20 protein-coding genes and 1 other RNA gene are annotated in these 18,951 nt (G+C 51.8%); 10 read left to right on the forward strand and 11 right to left on the reverse strand.

Annotation, left to right across the window (positions count from 1 at the left end):
* Positions 1–387: 387 nt before the first annotated feature.
* The 8 genes from rdgC to HNQ38_RS09610 all read left to right on the forward strand — a co-directional run bounded on the left by rdgC (position 388) and on the right by HNQ38_RS09610 (position 7,744).
* Positions 388–1,011: a recombination-associated protein RdgC gene (gene rdgC, locus HNQ38_RS09575; RefSeq protein ID WP_183719820.1), complete on the forward strand. Its 624-nt coding sequence runs from the start codon at positions 388–390 to the stop codon at positions 1,009–1,011.
* Positions 1,012–1,026: 15 nt separating this feature from the next.
* A complete protein-coding gene (locus tag HNQ38_RS09580) occupies positions 1,027–1,554 on the forward strand; it encodes a hypothetical protein (RefSeq protein ID WP_183719823.1) in 528 nt (175 codons plus the stop codon).
* 10 nt (positions 1,555–1,564) lie between these two features.
* A complete protein-coding gene (locus HNQ38_RS09585) occupies positions 1,565–2,596 on the forward strand; it encodes an ABC transporter permease (RefSeq protein WP_183719826.1) in 1,032 nt (343 codons plus the stop codon).
* Positions 2,596–3,432, forward strand: coding sequence for an ABC transporter permease (locus HNQ38_RS09590; protein WP_183719829.1), 837 nt, complete (start codon positions 2,596–2,598; stop codon positions 3,430–3,432). Before HNQ38_RS09585 ends, HNQ38_RS09590 begins: the two co-directional genes overlap by 1 nt.
* Positions 3,433–3,500: 68 nt before the next feature.
* Entirely contained in the window at positions 3,501–5,099 is a 1,599-nt protein-coding gene (locus tag HNQ38_RS09595; protein ID WP_183719832.1) for a DNA repair protein RecN, read from the forward strand.
* 312 nt (positions 5,100–5,411) lie between these two features.
* Complete coding sequence (locus HNQ38_RS09600; RefSeq protein ID WP_183719836.1) at positions 5,412–5,948, forward strand: hypothetical protein; 537 nt, start codon at positions 5,412–5,414, stop codon at positions 5,946–5,948.
* Between the two features lie 48 nt (positions 5,949–5,996).
* Positions 5,997–6,374, forward strand: a transfer-messenger RNA (tmRNA) gene (ssrA, locus tag HNQ38_RS09605).
* A gap of 185 nt (positions 6,375–6,559) precedes the next feature.
* Positions 6,560–7,744, forward strand: a complete 1,185-nt coding sequence (locus HNQ38_RS09610; protein WP_183719839.1) for a tyrosine-type recombinase/integrase — start codon at positions 6,560–6,562, stop codon at positions 7,742–7,744.
* Positions 7,745–8,534: 790 nt separating this feature from the next.
* Here HNQ38_RS09610 and HNQ38_RS09615 read toward each other — a convergent pair.
* The 11 genes from HNQ38_RS09615 to HNQ38_RS09665 form a co-directional block, all read right to left on the reverse strand.
* Positions 8,535–9,269 (reverse strand): DNA cytosine methyltransferase, encoded by a 735-nt coding sequence (locus HNQ38_RS09615; RefSeq protein ID WP_183719842.1) that lies wholly within the window; start codon positions 9,267–9,269, stop codon positions 8,535–8,537.
* Positions 9,270–9,471: 202 nt separating this feature from the next.
* Complete coding sequence (locus HNQ38_RS09620; RefSeq protein ID WP_183719845.1) at positions 9,472–9,987, reverse strand: hypothetical protein; 516 nt, start codon at positions 9,985–9,987, stop codon at positions 9,472–9,474.
* The gene (locus HNQ38_RS09625; protein ID WP_183719848.1) at positions 9,980–10,207 is read right to left on the reverse strand and encodes a hypothetical protein; all 228 of its coding nucleotides are present in this window, start codon (positions 10,205–10,207) and stop codon (positions 9,980–9,982) included. Before HNQ38_RS09625 ends, HNQ38_RS09620 begins: the two co-directional genes overlap by 8 nt.
* 916 nt (positions 10,208–11,123) lie before the next feature.
* Positions 11,124–12,413 (reverse strand): hypothetical protein, encoded by a 1,290-nt coding sequence (locus HNQ38_RS09630; RefSeq protein WP_183719851.1) that lies wholly within the window; start codon positions 12,411–12,413, stop codon positions 11,124–11,126.
* A 76-nt stretch (positions 12,414–12,489) separates the two neighbouring features.
* On the reverse strand, positions 12,490–13,578 hold the full coding sequence (locus tag HNQ38_RS09635; protein ID WP_183719854.1) for a hypothetical protein: 1,089 nt from the start codon (positions 13,576–13,578) through the stop codon (positions 12,490–12,492).
* Positions 13,575–14,420, reverse strand: a complete 846-nt coding sequence (locus tag HNQ38_RS09640) for a YqaJ viral recombinase family nuclease (RefSeq protein WP_183719857.1) — start codon at positions 14,418–14,420, stop codon at positions 13,575–13,577. The genes HNQ38_RS09635 and HNQ38_RS09640 overlap by 4 nt, the downstream gene beginning before the upstream one ends.
* Entirely contained in the window at positions 14,417–14,575 is a 159-nt protein-coding gene (locus tag HNQ38_RS09645; RefSeq protein ID WP_183719860.1) for a hypothetical protein, read from the reverse strand. Before HNQ38_RS09645 ends, HNQ38_RS09640 begins: the two co-directional genes overlap by 4 nt.
* A 104-nt stretch (positions 14,576–14,679) precedes the next feature.
* A complete protein-coding gene (locus HNQ38_RS09650) occupies positions 14,680–15,042 on the reverse strand; it encodes a hypothetical protein (protein WP_183719863.1) in 363 nt (120 codons plus the stop codon).
* Between the two features lie 662 nt (positions 15,043–15,704).
* The gene (locus HNQ38_RS09655; protein WP_183719866.1) at positions 15,705–16,628 is read right to left on the reverse strand and encodes a BstA C-terminal domain-containing protein; all 924 of its coding nucleotides are present in this window, start codon (positions 16,626–16,628) and stop codon (positions 15,705–15,707) included.
* 224 nt (positions 16,629–16,852) lie between these two features.
* Positions 16,853–17,272: a hypothetical protein gene (locus tag HNQ38_RS09660; protein ID WP_183719869.1), complete on the reverse strand. Its 420-nt coding sequence runs from the start codon at positions 17,270–17,272 to the stop codon at positions 16,853–16,855.
* A gap of 39 nt (positions 17,273–17,311) precedes the next feature.
* Positions 17,312–17,938 carry a S24 family peptidase gene (locus HNQ38_RS09665; RefSeq protein ID WP_246388088.1) on the reverse strand — a complete coding sequence of 209 codons (627 nt, stop codon included), beginning with the start codon at positions 17,936–17,938 and terminating at the stop codon, positions 17,312–17,314.
* Between the two features lie 88 nt (positions 17,939–18,026).
* On the opposite strand from HNQ38_RS09665, the gene HNQ38_RS09670 reads away from it, so the two are divergent.
* Both HNQ38_RS09670 and HNQ38_RS09675 read left to right on the forward strand, forming a co-directional pair.
* Positions 18,027–18,266 carry a hypothetical protein gene (locus tag HNQ38_RS09670; protein WP_183719872.1) on the forward strand — a complete coding sequence of 80 codons (240 nt, stop codon included), beginning with the start codon at positions 18,027–18,029 and terminating at the stop codon, positions 18,264–18,266.
* A 211-nt stretch (positions 18,267–18,477) separates the two neighbouring features.
* Positions 18,478–18,951 (forward strand): phage regulatory CII family protein, encoded by a 474-nt coding sequence (locus HNQ38_RS09675; protein ID WP_183719875.1) that lies wholly within the window; start codon positions 18,478–18,480, stop codon positions 18,949–18,951.

Below are 18,951 nucleotides of genomic sequence, written 5' to 3' on the forward strand. Positions count from 1 at the left end.
CGCGTGAAAAATCGTTTTTATGACTGGATGAGGTTTGTTTTTTTTCAGGCCGATGCGAATGATTATGAGATGCCACAGTCTTCTCCTTGAATGCATACCTACAGCGCATGGTGCAGGTAATAGGGGGGAGAGGTCAAGGCTTGTATTTGAGGTCCTTTTATACAAAAGTTTACATAATTATCATTATGGGACATTTGAAATAGCAATCAAGAAGGACCTCCTCACATCCAAATCCTTCAAGCCAGCGGCCTTTCTTTAGAAAAAACATCTGACCGCGTGCCTCGCATCTTTTCTGCCCACCTGACGTACTTGCTCACAGGACGGCTCTGACGTACAACACAAACCAACGCCAACCAACTTGGCCATGCTTCCAATCAAGGAGTTTTCATGGGCTTTGCCAACAGTGCGTGCAGCTTTACCCGCTTTCGCATACTTGATCCGGTTCCGACCGAACTCTGGTCACAGATCCCCGACAAGCTTAAGCAGTTCGCTTTTCGAGATATTGACGACATTCCTGAAATGCAGGCCCAGGGATGGGTTTGCTATGAAGACATGCTGGATACCGAATGGGTTACGGCACCACCTCAAAAAGGTGCGTATATTGTCTTCTCTTTACGCTTTGATATTCGCCGCATTCCTGCGGGCGTCATCAAGAAGCATCTTGCTGTGGCTTTGCGCGACGAGAAAAACCGCATGAATGAACAAGGCAAGACTTTTATTTCGCGGGAACGCAAAAAAGAACTCAAAGAACAGGTAATGCTTCGGCTGCGCGCCCGTTTTTTGCCTATCCCCAGCGAGTTCAACGTGCTTTGGTCCATTGACAGGAACGAGGTTTGGTTTGCTTCCACCCAAAACAAGATGATTGACCTTTTTGTGGAAGAATTTCTTAAAACCTTTGAGCTGAAGCTTGAACAATTGACGCCCTACAATCTGGCGGATTCCATGCTTGATGAGGAAAGCCTTGCGCGCCTGGATCAGCTTGAAGCCACACAGTTTGCCCCCCTGTCTTAGCCGCGGAGCCAGCACATGAGTATGCCTTATCTTGGAGAATCCACAGACATTGTTCTTGGCCAGGAATTTCTGACATGGCTTTGGTACCAGAGCGATACAGCCCCCGGCGCGTTTACTGATAAAGAAGGAGCCCCCTTCTCCGTTTCTATGGAGCAGAGAATTGTGGTTCAGGGTGGCGAAGGCGACGCGCGCGAGACTGCCTCGGTTTCAGGCTCGCTCTCCCCTCTTCGTGAAGCGCGTTTTGGTCTCGGCACTGGCAAAAAAGTCAGCCGCGCCCTTATTCGCCTTGAAAAAGAAGAGTTGGCGTTTCAGGTATCGCTTAAAGCTGAAGACTTCTGCCTCAACAGCCTGAAAACGCCCAAGCTTGATAAGGGCGACAGCGACGATGATCCTGACGCCCTGCTACTTGAGAAATTTTACCTCATGGAAGTGTGCACTAACCTTCTTGACGCCCTGTACGCCCGTTTTCTTGGTTTACGTCTTTCTTCCCAGTGGGTTAAGGAAGTTGAAGACATGCGCCAGTGGATGACCCGCACAGAATAAAGAGCCATTGATGTCCCCTCTGCCCTCGCACACCGGCCGAGCCAGACTGGCTGGCATAATCACCAACATCCTGCGCAAAATGTTCTGGATGTTGGTGGTGCTATGGGGCATCACGCTTATCAGCTTTTGGGTTATTCACCTTGCTCCTGGCTCGCCTACGGATATGGAAACAACCCTCAACCCCCTTGCGGGTGAAGCTGCCCGGCAAAGACTGGAGGCATTATACGGTCTCGACCGCCCCATTTATGTTCAATACTGGGATTGGCTGCTGCGCCTGCTGCATTTTGATTTCGGCAACTCAATGTCGGCAGACTCCCGCCCTGTGCTGACAAAAATTATGGAACGCCTGCCCCTTACTGTGGGCATGAACGTTACAGCCATGATTTTTACCCTGCTCATTGCCATTCCAGTGGGCATAGTTTCAGCTTGCCGTCAGAATTCTCTACTCGACCGTTCTGTAACTGTGTTGGTCTTTTTGGGTTTTGCCATGCCGTCCTTTTGGCTGGCCTTGCTCCTTATGATGTTTTTTGGCATCGAGTTGCAATGGCTCCCCATTTCAGGACTCACATCAATGAACTATGAGCAGTTGGGCCTTTGGGGAAAGTTTTGTGATCTGGCCAAACATCTGGCCCTGCCGATTCTTGTCTACACAGTTGGCGGACTGGCCAGCATGTCGCGCTACATGCGTGCCTGCATGCTTGAGGTTCTGCGTCAGGATTATATCCTCACGGCCAGAGCAAAAGGGCTCAGCGAAGGGGCCATTATCTGGCGTCATGCGTTGCGTAACGCCCTTCTGCCCGTCATCACCCTTCTGGGACTATCTGTCCCCGGCCTGATTGGCGGCAGCGTCATTATTGAATCCATTTTTGCCCTGCCGGGCCTTGGGCAGCTTTTTTACGCCGCTGTTATGGCCCGCGATTACACGATGATAATGGGCAACCTTGTATTGGGGGCAGTGCTCACACTTTTTGGCAACCTGCTGGCTGACGTGTGTTACGGCCTGGCCGACCCGCGCATCAGAAGCACAAAGGACGACGCCTGATGATGCCCCTTGCTCTCAAAAAGTTGCTGGGACGCCACATCATGCTGCTTCTTGGCTTGCTCATTGTGCTTGGCATGTCGCTGGCCGCTCTGCTGGCCCCTGTGATTGCTCCCTACCACCCTGATACGCTGCATCTGGACCATATTCTGGAGCCACCTTCTTCTCTTTTCTGGCTTGGCACAGACAGGCTTGGCCGTGATGTGTTTTCCCGCCTGCTCTATGGCGGGCGCATATCCCTTTGGGTGGGCTTTGTGGCCGTGGGCATATCTATCAGCATTGGCACCACGCTGGGACTCATCAGCGGCTACTTCAGACGCTGGGTGGACGAAACCATCATGCGCATTGTTGACGTGATGCTCTGTTTTCCTTCATTTTTTCTCATTCTTGCAGTCATTGCCTTTTTAGAACCAGACCTTACCAATATAATGGTCGTCATAGGTCTCACCTCCTGGATGGGAGTAACCCGCCTTGTTCGCGCTGAAACCCTCAGCTTGCGTGAACGCGAGTTTGTGGACGCTGCGCGCCTGGCAGGCACGCCAACAAGCAAGATCCTTTTTCGACATATTTTGCCCAATGCCTTGGCCCCAGTGCTTATTACCGCTACATTGGGCGTTGCCGGAGCCATTCTGGTAGAATCGAGCCTGAGCTTTCTTGGGCTTGGCGTGCAGCCCCCAACCGCCAGTTGGGGCAATATGCTTATGGAAGGAAAGGCTGTGATTGAAAGCGCCCCCTGGTTGTCAGTCTATCCGGGCCTGGCCATCCTCATAACAGTACTTGGATATAACTTGCTTGGCGAAAGCCTGAGAGATATTTTTGACCCGCGGCTGCGACGTTGATAAGCTGCGTTACAGGCCACAAACTTCAAGTTAAAGATTAACTTTAAATCATAGACGGCGTAAATAATATGCTGGAATACCTGCGCATTCGCAATCTCGCCCTCATCGAAGATATGGAACTGGAGTTCGAGCCGGGCATGAACGTGCTTACCGGCGAAACCGGTGCCGGCAAGAGCTTTATTTTGAAAGCTCTTGGCTTTTTGCTTGGTGACAGGCTTTCAGCAGATATGGTTCGCGCAGGAGCAGAACGCGCTCAAGTTGAGGCTCTGTTCACCCTTGATGGTGAAGATATGGTTTTGCGCCGTGAAATTTTAGCTGAAACCAGCCGAAGCCGCCTGTACATCAACGACGAACTGCGCTCGCAGGAGACCCTGCGCGACTTGCGGCCCCGCCTTGTGGCGCACACCAGCCAGCACGCACAGCAAAAGCTCTTGCAGCCGGCGTTTCAGGCGCGCCTTCTGGAAAGTGGCCTCGGTAAACCAGAACTACTGCGTGAGCGTGAGGCCCTGCTCTCTCGTTTGAATGAAACGGCTGACCAACGTAAAGCCCTTCTTGAACGTCAGGCAGGACTGGCCGAAAAGCGCGAGCTGCTTGAAATGCAGCAGCAGGAAATTGATAAGGTATCCCCAGAAGAAGGCGAAGAAGAACGGCTGGAAGAAACACGAGCCCAAGCCCGTTCTCTTGAGCATGTACGCGAAAATTATGAAGAGGCTTTGGCCCTTTTGCACGGTGATGATGCCGAGGGCCTGCTGGACATGCTCAGTCACTTTGAGAAAGTGCTGACCCGCATGGTTAAGGATGACGACAGCCTGCGCAGTGATGCAGAGGCAGTTAGCGCGCTTCGCCAGCAGTTGTTTCACTTGGGGGGGCGCTTGCGCCGCCCGCCACAAATGGAGGAACTGCCTGATATGGATAAGCTTGAGGAGCGACTTTTTGCCCTGGCGCAACTCAAACGCAAACTGCACAGAAGCTTGCCGGAAATTCTGTCCCTGCGTGATGAAATCGCAGAGAATCTCTCGTTTCTTGACGTTTGCGCGCTTGATCTTGCCCGCCTTGGCAGGGAAGAAGAAGCACTGGCGCAACAGCTCGCAACTATTGTGGAGCAAATTCTTCCCTTGCGCCGCAGCGCGGCAATTGGCATGGCTAACGCGCTTGAAGAAGAGCTGCGGCAGCTGGGCTTTTCAGAACAGGTACGGGTTATTCCACACTTTGAGCAGCATGAAATCTGGCCCAACATCCTTGATGAGCGCGGGCGTATCCTGTGGGCTCCCAACCCGGGTCAAGCGCCGCAACCTCTGGACAAGATAGCCTCCGGTGGCGAACTTTCACGCTTTTTGTTGGCTCTGGCCAGCGTTCGGCAGGATGAAGAAAACGCCATCTTCATATTTGATGAAGTTGACGCCGGGGTCGGCGGGCTTACGCTTAATAAACTGGCGGAAAAACTGTACGCCCTGGCAAGTACCCGCCAGATGCTTCTTATTACCCACTGGCCCCAGCTTGCGGCCAAAGCGCGAAAGCACTTTCAGATCAGCAAAACCGTGCGGGATAACGCCACCTTCACCCTTTGCCTGCCTTTGAACAAGGCGGCCCGCCACGAAGAGCTGGCGCGTATGGCCGGAGGCGGAGCACAGGGCGAGGCAGTTGCCCGCAGCCTTGAGGCAGAATAGCCTGCCAGCAACCATCAGTAATAAATTCGCCATACCGCATGAATTCGGCGTCCGCTGAATTCTGCGGGAAGATTTTTCCGCAGTTCTTTGCAGCGCATAATAAGCCCCAATTGGGGCGCTGCCCCCTCACCTTGCCTGCTTTTTCATCATAAAAACCTCAATAGCAAATCGCCTTATGAAGGTATTCTTAATATTTTCTAGAATATTTTCTAATAAAGGCTTTTTCAGGCCAATATGGCATCCATCTTGCTTAGTACCTAGCACCGTGACCTTACACGGAAAAAATGACCACAAGCATATGCGGGGTAGCCTGTGACACCTGAAAGCCAAAACCAGATAAACAGCATGCTCCATGTGCAGTCCGGCAATACTTCATCTAGCGGCCAACATTTTGAAATATACAGCGACGCCCCCTTGGCTGCCCTTGATGAGTCTACCCTTCAAATTCTGCGCGAACTTGAGCGCTCAGGCGGCAGCTTTGTTGAGGCGTTGGAAGCCAGACTTGAAATCATGCAAGAAGCCTTTATGGCACAGATCCGCAGTCATGTTGAAAAACGCGGTCTGAAACTTGATGATCGGCTGTTGCTGTATCTTTCGCCAGCAGGTCAGCTGGTGGTGGAAGGCAATGATGAGGATGCAGACAGCTTGTGTCACATTATCTCGCAACAGCCTCACCTACAGCGACATTTTCAGCAGATGGCCCAGGTGGCCCTGCTCTCTCACGGCCTGACAGTGGCTTCTCAGGCGCAACAGGCGCTTGCGGCTGGAGATGAAATGATAGAAGAACCGCTGTTCAGCCGATACCACATGTGCCTCAAAGGGCCGCTTTCACATTTCTATATCCGCTGACCTTGCCAATCGTCCGTAACAGGCTTATATTCTTGTTCCACCATATTTGGGGGCGCACTGGTTTCGACGGGGACGTGGAAGCCGTAGCGGCAGGTCGAGGCGCCGCTGGCCTCGTTAAAAGCGGCACACAAGTAATTGCCAACAACGATTACGACTACGCTTACGCTGCCTAATAACAGCGAGGCAAAGACCGTTTAACGGTCACGTCGTCCAGGGCCATGTCTGATAACCCTGGATGGCGACACTTATCAGACTGGCGGAGACCGGCGCTCACCGGGGTTTTCCGCGAGGAGGTTACCGGCGAGATTGCTACGTTGCGCCTGTTCAGGGGCCAACAACGTGGTGAAATTTATTCCTGGACTAAACCTGTAGATGCTTCGAGTGGAATGTTCTCGGACGGGGGTTCGATTCCCCCCGCCTCCACCAAAATGATGTTTAACGAAGTCCCGCAATGGCCCAAAAGCCTTGCGGGGCTTTACTTTTTGGGACTGTTTAGTGTCGCGGTGTATCATCATGTCCATTGACATCCCAATCACGTTTGGGGCAAAAATGGGGTCAATTGATCTATAATTATTTTTTTGACCCCGTTTTTTGACCCCAAGAGGTTTCGTATGCCCCTGACTGTTGCAAAATTGAGAACAATAAAATCCACAGGCAAGATTGAACGCTTCTACGATGAGAAGGGGCTTTATCTAGAGGTAACCAAAGCTGGTGGGAAGTATTGGCGATTCAAGTATGCGTTTGGAGGCAAAGAGAGCAGGCTTACGATTGGGCCGTGGCCGGATGTAAGCCTTGATGAGGCACGCGAGGCACGAGACGAATATCGGAAGAGCCTGCGCGCAGGAGTGCCACCATCCGACTATAAAAATACACCAAAAGCGGATTCGATCACCTTCAAAAGCGTAGCGGAAGATTGGCGTGCCAACATGGGGAACATATGGTCTGATAGCCATGCAAAAACAACTCTGGGGCGACTTGAGCTAGACGTCTACCCAGTACTTGGCGATAAGGCACTCGAAAGCATAACTCCCCACGATGTGCTCCCCATGCTGCGATCTATTGAAGCGCGTGGAGCCTACGAGACTGCCCAGAGAGTTCTGGGGATTTGCTCTATGATTTTTCGCTATGGGGTCGCTACAAAAATCATCCTGTCAGATCCATGCAGAGATCTTAGGGACGCGCTTGTACCGTATACTTCTAAGCATTTCGCTGCGATTACACGCCCTGCTGAAGTTGGCCGCCTACTACTTACTATTGATGAATATAAGGGCTCTGCGATTGTACGGGCTGCCCTTGTTTTTTCTGCTTTGACTTTCTGTCGTCCAGGTGAAATTAGGCATGCGGAATGGGATGAAATAGATTGGAAAGAGAAGGAATGGTTGTTGCCAGCGGAGAAGACAAAATTGCGCAGAGAACATATTGTCCCGCTTTCAAGGCAAGCCATCGAAGTTTTGGAGGGAATACGTGCCCTGACAGGAAGAGGGCGGTATGTTTTTCCAGGGCAGCATAATAAAACGCGGCCGCTTTCGGAAAATGGTGTGAATTGCGCGTTGCGCAGAATGGGCTACACGTCTGACGAAATGACGGCTCACGGATTCAGGAGTATGGCCTCTACCCTGCTCAATGAACAGGGGTGCTGGCGCTTCGATGTTATCGAGCGCCAGCTTGCCCATGTCGAAAAAAGTTCAGTTCGGGGTGCTTACAACCGGGCCGAATATTTGCCTGAGCGCCGTCAAATGATGCAAGCATGGGCTGACTACCTCGATGAGTTACGAGCCCTTGCATCTGGCGAATGAGGAAGGTTTTTGATTAAATTCTCAACAACATCCCTTGGCCATACTGGTGTTGATCCTAAGTATTGCTGACGTGGGATGATCCCTTTTTTTATGTACCTGTAAAATGTTGCTCTGGGCATACCGCCAAGCATGGCGCGCACCTCTGTAGCGCCAAGTAGTATCTGAGCCTCATTAGAAATTTCACTCTTTTCCATTATACTACCTCTAATGCTCTTGCCGTTTTACTGACAATGTGGTTTCTCTTTGAACAGCCCCTGTTTCCCTGTGGGGCTGCGGTGGCCCGCCCCTATCGTTGGGGTGGGCTTTTTATTCAGCAGGCTCTTGAATGGGCCCCGCCATCCTCTCCCCCAACGTGAGCCGATAACAGCGTGGCAAGTTGAGGTCGTTTGGTTCGGTTATTACGTCAATGCCGACAAGTGCAAATTCCATCGTAGTTGCCGTGTACCCACGGCGGAAGCGGACAGTGCTGTAGGGCTTGGAGAAGAGTCTTTGAGTCCAGTACGGCTTGATCTCACGGTATTCGTGCCGCTTTTCGCCGCTGGCTATTTTGTCGTACCAGTGGTGAGCGAGCACGAGGTCTAAGACGGGCATGGCTGGTGCTCCTCGCCATCACGAACCAAGGTCACTGTTTGCGCGTTGTAGTCGGCAGATATAATTGCGCCACATTTATTACATTCAACCTGCTGTGTTGCACAGATCGTTGTTGGCGGGAGAATTTCAGCGCTGCAAGCACATATGATTTTCCAACGATTTGTCCGCCCATCTCTGGACAGCCCTAAATGCATAAGTTTCATCCTTCCCTCCCGTAGTGAGCAGCAATAATCGCGCAGCCTAATTCGCATGCCATCTGTGGTTTAACCGCATTCCCTAGGGCTTTATTTCGGTGTGCCCCGTTGGGAACCCCATGACCGCTTCTGTAAGTTCTGGCGAGGGATACCGATGCCCGATCACCAGTGAGCAGAAATCCTGCCAGTTGTTCGTTAGCGCTTGTTTTTTTGTTACACCGCGGCGTGGTTTCAAGCGGCCCCCTTTGTAGTTGGTTGCCAAAGGTGTGGGCCAAAATCCAAACCCGTCCGCGTCTGTCTTTGGAATTGATGGCACAAGCTGGAATAAGCATGCTCCATGCGGAGTATCCAAGGATGTCCAAGTCAGAAAGCACATCGTCGAGCCCCATCGTGACGTGTCCAGCAACATTCTCAAACAAGCACCAAGTGGGCCTTTTTGCGGCAATGATCTGCTTAAAGAACGGCCAGAGGTGGCGGTCATCTCTCTTGCCCTTGCGCTTCCCGGTAAGACTGAAAGGCTGGCAAGGGTATCCGCCGGCAATAAGGTCAACTGTCGGGAGGAGGTCCGGAGAGGCAGCGCATTCGCACACATCACGCCACCGTTGAACGTCTGGCCAGTTTTTTTCGAGAACCTTTGTGCAGAATTCATCTTTTTCCACCTGCCCTTTGCATTCCATCCCTGCCCATTCCAGCCCCATAGTGAAGCCCCCTATGCCTGCGCAGAGGTCTAGGAATGTCATTACTCCCCCTCGCCCGCAGCAACGGCGCGCTTGTTCCACGTCTGCACGGCCCATGCGCGCGACCGACTGTTTTCGGGCCGATATTTTATGGGCTTGCAGGAGCAGCCATCACGAGAGCAGACAATTCTCCACGCTTCATCGGTATTGCAACTCTCCACCAGCGCAGGCGCTCCGCACCTATGGCAAGGCTTCAAAGGAGGGTTCATATCTTCACCTCCGATTCAGCCACGGCGCGGCGTTCAGGCTCCCTTGAGGCCTCTTCTCGGCGTAAGGCTTCGTCCCAATCACCTTGATATAACTTGATAAATTCTTTGCGGCTCATGCTTTTCACCTGTCCAAGGTCACTTTCAGCCACGGCGCGGCGGGCGGCTTCTTTCTGTTCCCAAGCCTCGGCAACGGACGCACGGGCTTGTAAAATGTTATAGGCATTGCCACCCCGGCGTGCTGCACCTTCCGCAGAGCAGGCGTCTATGTATGTATCGTGGGCGGACATGTAGTCCCGCAGCCTGCGCACCTCGGCCTCGGTGGCCTCCAAGGCGGTGAGTAGGCGCGGCACGGCGTTGCAAGCGGCTGCTATGTAGGCAATCCTGTCATCAGTTAGCCCGTCAAAGCCTACGCTCGGCACCTCGTCTTCATCCAGCGGCAGGAGGTAAGATTTGTCCGCCTGTTCCCTCAGTCTCGCCCGCTCTTCCGGCGTTATCGTGGTCGTGTTAGTCATGGCTGGCCTCCATCTCTTTCATGGCCTTGTTCACTGCCCATTCGCGGTAGCACCCCGCGCACAGAGTCGGTGACGGGTCTATGCGCTTTCCGGCAGGGTCAAATTTTTCGGGGTTAGGGCAATCCAACAATAAGCAGGACTCAGCGACCTTAAAGGCCAGAGCGTCCAGCGCCTTATCAAACACGCGCAGTTCTTGGGCTGGCGTCAGTTGTGTGCTCATGGATGGCCTCCGTGGCGCTTATTTCAAACTGTCGATGCGGGCTGATATATCTATCCGGTTTGGGTGTGTGCGTTGGTGCGGAAACGCCATTAATCCCTTGTGCGGCGTTGTCGTAGTACATGCAGAGAGTTTGCAGTTTGAAAACTGTGAATGATATTTCAAGCTTCAAACACCCACTTTCTGCATTATGGTCGCATGTAAAGCATGACCTGCTCTGCGGATTACGGAAGCACCACGCCTCATGCGCCTTAATCCTGGTCTTTTGCGTGCCAATTTTTCCGCACCTGTACTTGCAGCGATACGCCTTGATTTGTTCAGGCATAGGAAATCCCTTCCGCGTTGTCGGTATGCGCGGCCCACCGTGAGGCTATTTACGTTTGAAAACCACACTGCATCCGTCCATGCGCCGTAGTGTCCGGCCGTCTGGAGTCAAAACTTCATATGGCATACACATTACCGGGTGGTTGTTTTTCTGGCACTCAGGACGCCAGTCGCAATGGCGACAAATGTTTTCGTTGCAATCAAGAGGCACAACGCTGGACTTAAGCACGGCATAATGCCCTGACGGCGCTTCACTGGGATTAAGTATGGGAATCAGGTTCATCTGTGTTTGCATTGTGCCTCCAGAAATAAAAAAGCCGCCTCAGTGGGCGGCATGTTCACCACACAATTTCAGGCGACACCGTCCAGATGCCGCCTGTTGTGTGAGGTGAGGTAAGGGATCATAGTTTGTTAAACAGCCCACACCCGCAAATGGGGCATTTTTTCTTTTTACTGACCGTCCCACACTTTTTACAGGCGCGGGACGGTTTGCCGTCACTCAACCTTTCGCCCTTGCATGAGGCATAGATGCGGGCAAAGTTCTTAGTTTTGCTCTTGCCTTGCCACTCAGGGCGGTTCGGGTTGTCGTAACCGCTCACTGGATGGCGGACTCAGTTGCCGACGGCTCCAGAGCCACGGGTGGCTGTTCTGCAGGAACTTCGTTCACGCCGTCCGTGATCCAATTATCATCACTGGCGCCGTCTGCCGCTTCGGGGTTGCGCATGCAAGTACTGCACGGGGGCATTGTGACCGCCATGCTTTTGTAATTGCATGTGGGGCACTCACGGCGCGGCGTCCAGTTGTCCAGGCCGCCCTCAACGGTCTGAGCGCAATTAGCGCATTCTTCAGCCTGTGTGCCGTCAGCCGCGTCGTCGATGCGTGCACAGTTAATGCAGGTATGCCCCCACGTCTGCGGCGTCTGCTCCGTAGTTCCTTTTTTACGAGGATCTTCGCCCAAGGGCGCTGAATGCCCTTTGCCACTGTCAGGCGGGCCGTCAAACAGCGTCGGGCGACGTTCGTCTGTGGTCATGGGGCGGCGCATGATTTCTTCAGCTACATCGTCCGCCGTGACGTAGACAAGTTCGCCGGAATCAAAGTCCTGGTACACGTCGCACAGCACGTCTTGCGGCTCAGTCTTGCCCCTGCGGAATTCAGCAGCGGCTTTGCTCAACCGCTTTTGTTCCGCATCAATCTTTGCCTTGTATTCCTTCCGCGTATCTGCAAGCTCGTCTTCGAGCATGTCAATCCTGGCCTGGGCTGCGGACATCTCCTTGCCCAGGGCAATCTTGTCTTCGTCAGACAACGGAAACGCCTTGGTGCAGGTATCACGCTTGAGCCAATGGACATCATGCTTACGCCACGTCCCAGGCGCATCAGCGACAGCTTCTTCGCTTGAGACTTCGTCAGGGCAGAGGTCGGTTGGCTCAATGGCGCTGGCCAGAACGCTACAAAGGAGCGTGTCACCGATGTTCAAGCTGTCAGCGTCGTGCGTGAAATCAGTCGTGGCCAGGTCAGCCGTATTGCCGTGGCGATCTTCAACAGTGGCGGCTTCACCGTCCTCAGAAACGGCATGGATGGTCAGGGTGATGGATACGGTGGACTGAGAGGCAGGCTCTGACGCGGCTTCTTCCCCTTCACCGAAAGCCTTTACGTATCCCTGCCCGTCCACCAACCCTTTGTCTTCGGCCAGCCAATCGGGCAGCGTCACTTCAACATTTATGTCGCCGCGTTCCCCGGCATATTCAATTTCAGACTTGGCCAACCAAACTTCATCGCCATTGCAAGCAAGAAGGATGGCTTCTTCTGTTTCTTGTATAATGTCGCCATAAATGGTGAACATTTCCGGTTCAGGCTGCGGCAGAGCCTTAGCTTTCTTTCTGGCCATGTTGATCTCCTAAAAAAGCGCCCGCGACGCATGGGGAACGCCGCGGGCTTTTGTGGGGGTGTGTGAGGTGGGAAATTTAAGATTGAACTGCTGGGGTAAGCTCGGGGCAATTTTCACGCTCAGGACAGTAGAAACAGTCGTCTTCAGGTACAGACGCGCCGTCCTTGCGTGGGCATGAGATGGTACGCTCCTGGCTTGCAGGCGGTGGCCCATTTTCTGCTGTGCTGGTCGGCCCATTGGTAACCTTGCCGCCAACCGCCTTTACCCCAGACAACTTGCCCTTTAGCTTTTCTGCGGTGTTTGCAGTCCCACTTTCTGGGTTGGCATCTTCATACTGTACGTAATCAGACCATTTCGCTTCACCAGAGCGAATTGCGGTATACACGGTTTGCAGATCATCAATTTGCGCCGGGCTTGCCTTGTCAATCGGGCATCTCAAGTACAAGGTCAGATCTTCAGGAGTTACACGCATGGCTGAAAACAAATCGCAGACTTTACGTATACGCTCCTGCGGATCAGATACATCACCGCGCCGCGCCGCCTTCGCCGCTTCCAATGCCTCGTCTATTATGTCTTGTGGGATAAGACGAAGCCCTTCATTGCGGACCACCTTAGAAATTGCAGCCGCTTCTTTCACGGCAAGCTCTTCCTCGGTGGCACGGACGATAAAAACGGTTTGCCCGTTGGTGTTCGTTCGGCTCCTGATAATTTCACGACCAGTACCGTTTCTGCGCTCAACGGTTTTATAGACAGTAATGACCTTCCCGAAACAAGAATTTGTTTCAAGATCAAGAACCTGGACACGAATTTTACGGAACTCGTCATTTTCAAACGTGGTTGTCGTGTCCACACGGATATTGCCCCACTGCTGTATAGCAAGCTCGGCAAATCGAATTGACGGCCCGCGCACTGTGCTGCCACCCACGGGTTTGGCGTATTCAACAGCCGCGGCGAATGCTGGGCGCTTGCAAGCATCAAGTATGCGCTGTCGCGCCTGCATGTAGTTTCTTGGACGATGCAGGGCCATCGTATAGGCCGCCTGCACCAAGGCTTTTGCCTCTTCAGCTGCCGCCACTGCTGCCGGATCAATTGCTGTCGGTGGCTGGATTGCCACCATGTTAGCATCGTTGCTACTCAAAATTTCGGGAGTGAGTGCCTGACTCATGCCGCTTGCTCCTTCATGTTATCCCGCACTCGCGGAACGCCGTTTTTGTCAATACTCACGGATACATCAAAGCCTCGCGCCTTTGCTTTCCCCGTTTCAATGGCCATCTTTACCAGTTGTTCACGGCATGACCCTTCATAGGCCTCTGCCTCTTTCAATATATTCTTTGCTTCTCGCCAAACACCAGCAGCCATCATCCATTCTGGTGAATCCATTTTGCAGACTGTTGGAGAAAGGCTTGAAAGTTTTACCATTGGCGCACTGCCTGCATCGGGAGGTATGCCAGTCAAAACATGGCGCTCCCAAAACTCCCTTCCAGCTTCCCACATCAGTCGTATCAAAGCATTGTCGCGTTCAATGCGGACAATGAGCAACCGAAAGGCGTCTGCGTTCCATGCACAAAAATCAGCCCACTCTAAGCCCGTCACACCCATGTAGTGTTGCACTTGGATTTGATAGTTTGCCGGAACGCCGTATTCTTCAAAGGCTATGAATTTTCCAAGCCGAGGGGCTTTAATTTCAAGAACGCCCGGAAGCTGTGGCAAATTTGGAATAATCAACCCGTCAAGGTTCGCTATGGCCCATGTTTCGATGCTGTGACGTTGAAGGGTTGGCAGCTGTACTTGAAAGCCTGTCTTTTTCACGTACAGATCACGAATAATCGGCTCAAGAAAATTACCGCGCTGCATGTCTGCGGACGGTTCTGTGTCTTGCGCGCCCAGCACTTTAGACCGCCACACTCCAAGGGGTGTACCGCCATACGGGCACACCCCCAAAACTGACGGCATATCTGAGCCGCCAAGCCCAGAGCGACGCAACGCTAGCCATTCTGAGCGGGTCATCTCCCCCGCTCCATCTGTATTTTCTTTGCAGCCTCAGCATAGGCCGCCTGCTCTTTGGGCCCGTCGAGCGTGCAAATAATTGCGAATGGAATAATCAAAATCAGAGCCACCAGCCAGCCGCGCCAGTTCTTCAGCGGATTAAGCTCGTACAGCATTTCAGCCCCCTATCAGTCTGTTGCAGATCACCAGCACCAAAGGGACAAGGCCAGCCAAGGCAACGGCGCGCAGCCAATCGCTCAAATATGCAAGTTGTACATTATTAAACATACGCCCTCCCCTGTAGGCTTGCCGGAAAGTCCACGCCGGGGTGGATTCCGTAAGTTTTGCAGCACGGCGGATTCGCCAGCTCGTCGAGAAAATCAGAATCAGGCTCGAAGGCGTCTGCGTGATTGTCACAGCGGCCACTTTTTGCCGTAAGGGTTACGGACACGCCAGCATCAGCTTCAACCGCTGCGCGTTTGCAGGGGCACACGGCAAGCTCACCGCGCCGGATGCCGTTGCGGTCATACACAGGGACCGCCATAGCTTCTGAGCGATCCCAGAAGCGACAATTGCCGCAGATTCTTTCTGAGCTGAGGATTTCCAGATCATCACTCTCAGGCGTGTAAAGCTCTTCGCTCATAGCGGCCCCCGTAAAAGTTGAGGCCGGGGAATTACCCCCGGCCTGTGTATGTAAACCGACATGGATGTCGGGAGATGTAAAAGCCGGACACACAATGCACCCGGCCCTGCGCTACCACGGGGAACACAGGGAAAGCGTGGAGCGCTTGCCAATTTGAAGTTCTTCCAGTTCCGCCCCGGTACGCGCCGGAGCGGTCAGAAATAAATTCGATGTAACCTGTTAGATATTCATGGCCTTGTTGGTCGGTTCGGCCCCCGTCGCTCCGGTGCGCAATGCGCTGCGGCCTTATTTTCAGCCGCTTTTACCCGTCCACGCCCCTTCTGCACCGGGCCAGTTCCCCTACTCCGAGCTTCTCTCGCGGTTTCCTACTGATCCACCGTGCCGCATGGGCCGTGTGTCGTTCGGGCCTCTGGAATCCTGCTCAATCCGCGCTCCCCGGTTTCGGCGTTGTTGCTACTTGCTCGGCTGTGCCTCGCGTTTTCGCCGCCGTTCCCGTCTCGCAAAGCCAGTGTCTCAAAACAGAGACGATAGGTCAAGGCATTTGTTGCAATACAGAAACTAAAATGATAAAAATTTTTCCAGATGAGAGAATCCCGCAGATCAGCGGGCACAAAAAAGCCCCTCGGTGAGGGGCGGTGAAAATCTTGAGTTGGCTAAGTGGGTTATTGTCGCAATTCCTTTTTTTGAGTAAACGCGGCTATCGCTAGGCGGGCATCCTTAGACGACACAGACATGTCTTTAACTTTTGAAACGACATACTTGGGAAACTTGTCAGCCACATAGTTATCAATCAGCCATTCCCTAAATGCTCCAATAGCTGCGTTTGGATAGGCAAAAGATTCCTGCGGGTTCGATCTTGCCTGGGGATAATAGTCTGGATAACTATGATGATAGCGGGTTCTCTGCCCATACGTTTCATCTAGGTTATTTTTCTTCCAATGCTTGGACCATTCAAGGCCTACCGAGATATCTGGAACGAGCTTACTTGAAACATACACCCCGTTGTCGATCATCGGAACAATCATCATCGCCATTTCATTAAACACTCCAAAAAATCCTTTTGGCGTAGCGTCCTTTAACATACTCACGCGGTCGTGATAGTTCTTCCAACTATCTAATTTACGCTGCTCTGGGGAATATTTTGTTGCAGCATAGATAAAGCTTCTGAAGGATTGTCTTGCGAGAGCTCGAAAAGCACGAATCGCTTCTGGTCGTTTATCGTCGCTATGAATGGCATAATATTCTAGAATTGCCAGACAAACTGGCTCTGTGTAGGCATGAATATCTGAATTATCGAACTTTGATGGCAGATACAGATCGTTATCCGTGTAGCCAGATTCTAGCAGAATTGAATTTATGATTTTTCCACGAGGTTTTTCCTTTTCCTCAATCCAGTTTTCAGCTAAGCGGTTTAAAGCCCTCCTATCTATGCCGCACATTCTGGCTAAACCATTTTCAGATAGATAAGGCATCCCATTTTCAAGGACACCCATCTCTACGCCGTCATGCTCAATCTGCTTTTCAATCTTATATAAACTGAGCTGTTGTGTTCCACTTAGGATTTCGAGATCTTTTTTCGATAACATTCTGTTTCCTTTAGTTTTTTATTAAAACTTGGGACTCAGGGGGGGGGGGGGTGGGACTAAAACAGCTTTTTTTGCGACATTTTTACATTCAACTATCTATTATAAATAAAAAATATGGGGTGGGACTAACTTTCGCTTTTATGCCCTCAAAACAACTGCCATACCTAAGACGCCAGACTCAGAGCAAAACTTCGGGCCGAGTAAAAGCACTTTTTTCAACTACGCTAACTGTAAGAAATATCTATTTTGTAATTTATATAATTTGAACATATATGCCCTTTAATTCTACCACCTGGAGATCCCTCATTCCCGATACAATAAATTGTCCCATCTTGATGTTCTATTTTTCTCCTGACCATTTCTCGAATAATAAACCTTATGCGATACCCACCATTATTACATCTTTCATTTTTACAATCTAAATATTCACCAATTAAATATTTATTATCTATAATATCCTCATATCCATTTCTGTCACAATCTCCTTGTCGATTATAACAATATTGAGGCAGATCACCATACTCTCTATACTTAAAACATATTGATTTTATTTGCGGAAATTCATCACCAGAGTTATTGATACCACTCAAAAAAGTGCGTTGCCCATTCAACGAATCCTGCATTGTCTTTCTATGATTTGCCATTTTTTTCTCGCATCTGTTCATATACACATAAAGCGTTCATCATAGAACACGCCCAAACCACCTGACACGCCCATAAACGCGAAATGTTTCCATTTCATCGCCCTGCACGGAAAGTGGCGCGTATCGCTCGTTGATTGAGCATATATTCCAGCCGTTGGGAATCTTTTGCAGAACCTTGACCATCAGCTCTTCACCAAGGCCGACAACAAAGATGCGCCCGTCCTGTGGCGTTTTATCATTCTGGTCGATCAGGATGGTGTCACCTTCCTTAATAAGAGGCTCCATGCTGTCACCGCGCACCACCATCATGACGGAGTTTTTACCGTTGATATGTTCGCGCTTCAAAAATTCGTTTCTGAATGCGTAAAACCCTGCGACATCGCCATTCGTTTCAAGGCTTGCCCCTGCACCAGCTACAGCTTTGACCTTTGGGATCATGACATAGTCGTCAAGTTCCTCGCCGGGGAATGAAACCTGGGCATTAATTTTGTCCAGCCATTCGCACAGCACATCCGGCGCAGGTAGCGCCGGGTCTTCGTCGTCAAGGGCGCGGTAAATAGTCGCTTTTTTCGCGTCAAGAAACCGCATCAGATTGGCCTTTCCTCCAATCCGCTCGGCATACTTCCTCAGGCCATTGGCAATTTCATCGTAGGTACTCATAATCATATTATCTGCCTTGGTTGTTCCAAAACTGCAACATATTTTTCTGAGATTTTGACTTGCCAATTTGTTCCCAAATTGAGACAATCAGTCCATGAAATATGACATTTTTATTCAATCATACCTCAAGTCGTCTGGGGAGCCTGTTGGAAAGTTCGCTGAACGTGCTGGCGTCCACCGCTCTTCCGTCTACCGCGCAATGGATGGACAGCCCATCATGTTTCCGCTGGTGAAGAGCATGGTTGAAGCTGCTGGCGGGTCACTTGAAATTATTGAACCCCCAACACCGCCTGCCACGTCACCCGAACCGGCTGTGCAGGCGCAAGCGCAGTAAACAGCGCGACGGCGTGCCCGACGGCCCGCTCTATCGCTGCGACTTCGCCAATCTCTGGCGGATAACTGCGGTACAGGGGCTTGGGAAGCAGGGGCGTCACGACTTTTACAAGCAGGCGGCCACGTTTTGGCGTGATGCTGGCGCGGAATAGTATGGTTTCAGATTCTGACATGGGCCATCTTTGCACGGAATAACACAGGAAGTAATTGATATGCGTACAAATAATTACAACTGCCCTGCGCTGCTCAGTGAAGCAGTCACGCAGATGGTGGACGACAGCGAAATACCGCTGAAGGCCATAGCCCGTGACTTAGGGATGCCCTACACGTCGCTATACAGAAAACTAGATCCCGCAGACGACGCCATGAAAGTCGAGGTTGATTTGCTGTTCCCTCTCACAAGGCTTTGTGTTGGGGAGCGCCCGGCAGAGCCTCCCATGTCCATGCTCTGGCTGCCATCAAAATTTGGATTCAGGCTTGAGGTCGGAGAAGCTGAACCAGACAAGGACGATGTTCGAGAAGAGATGCTGGACGATTGCAAGATGCTTCGAGACTTTCATGAATCCATGCGCGCAGGAGAGCATCCGACATATGTTCGACAGTTTTTGACCCGCATCCACCGGGAACTGGACGAGAGCATGACCAGATACGAGCGCGACTTCATCCAAAAGGCGGAGGCAAAATAG

This window comes from Desulfovibrio intestinalis (assembly GCF_014202345.1).
Classification (GTDB): domain Bacteria; phylum Desulfobacterota; class Desulfovibrionia; order Desulfovibrionales; family Desulfovibrionaceae; genus Desulfovibrio; species Desulfovibrio intestinalis.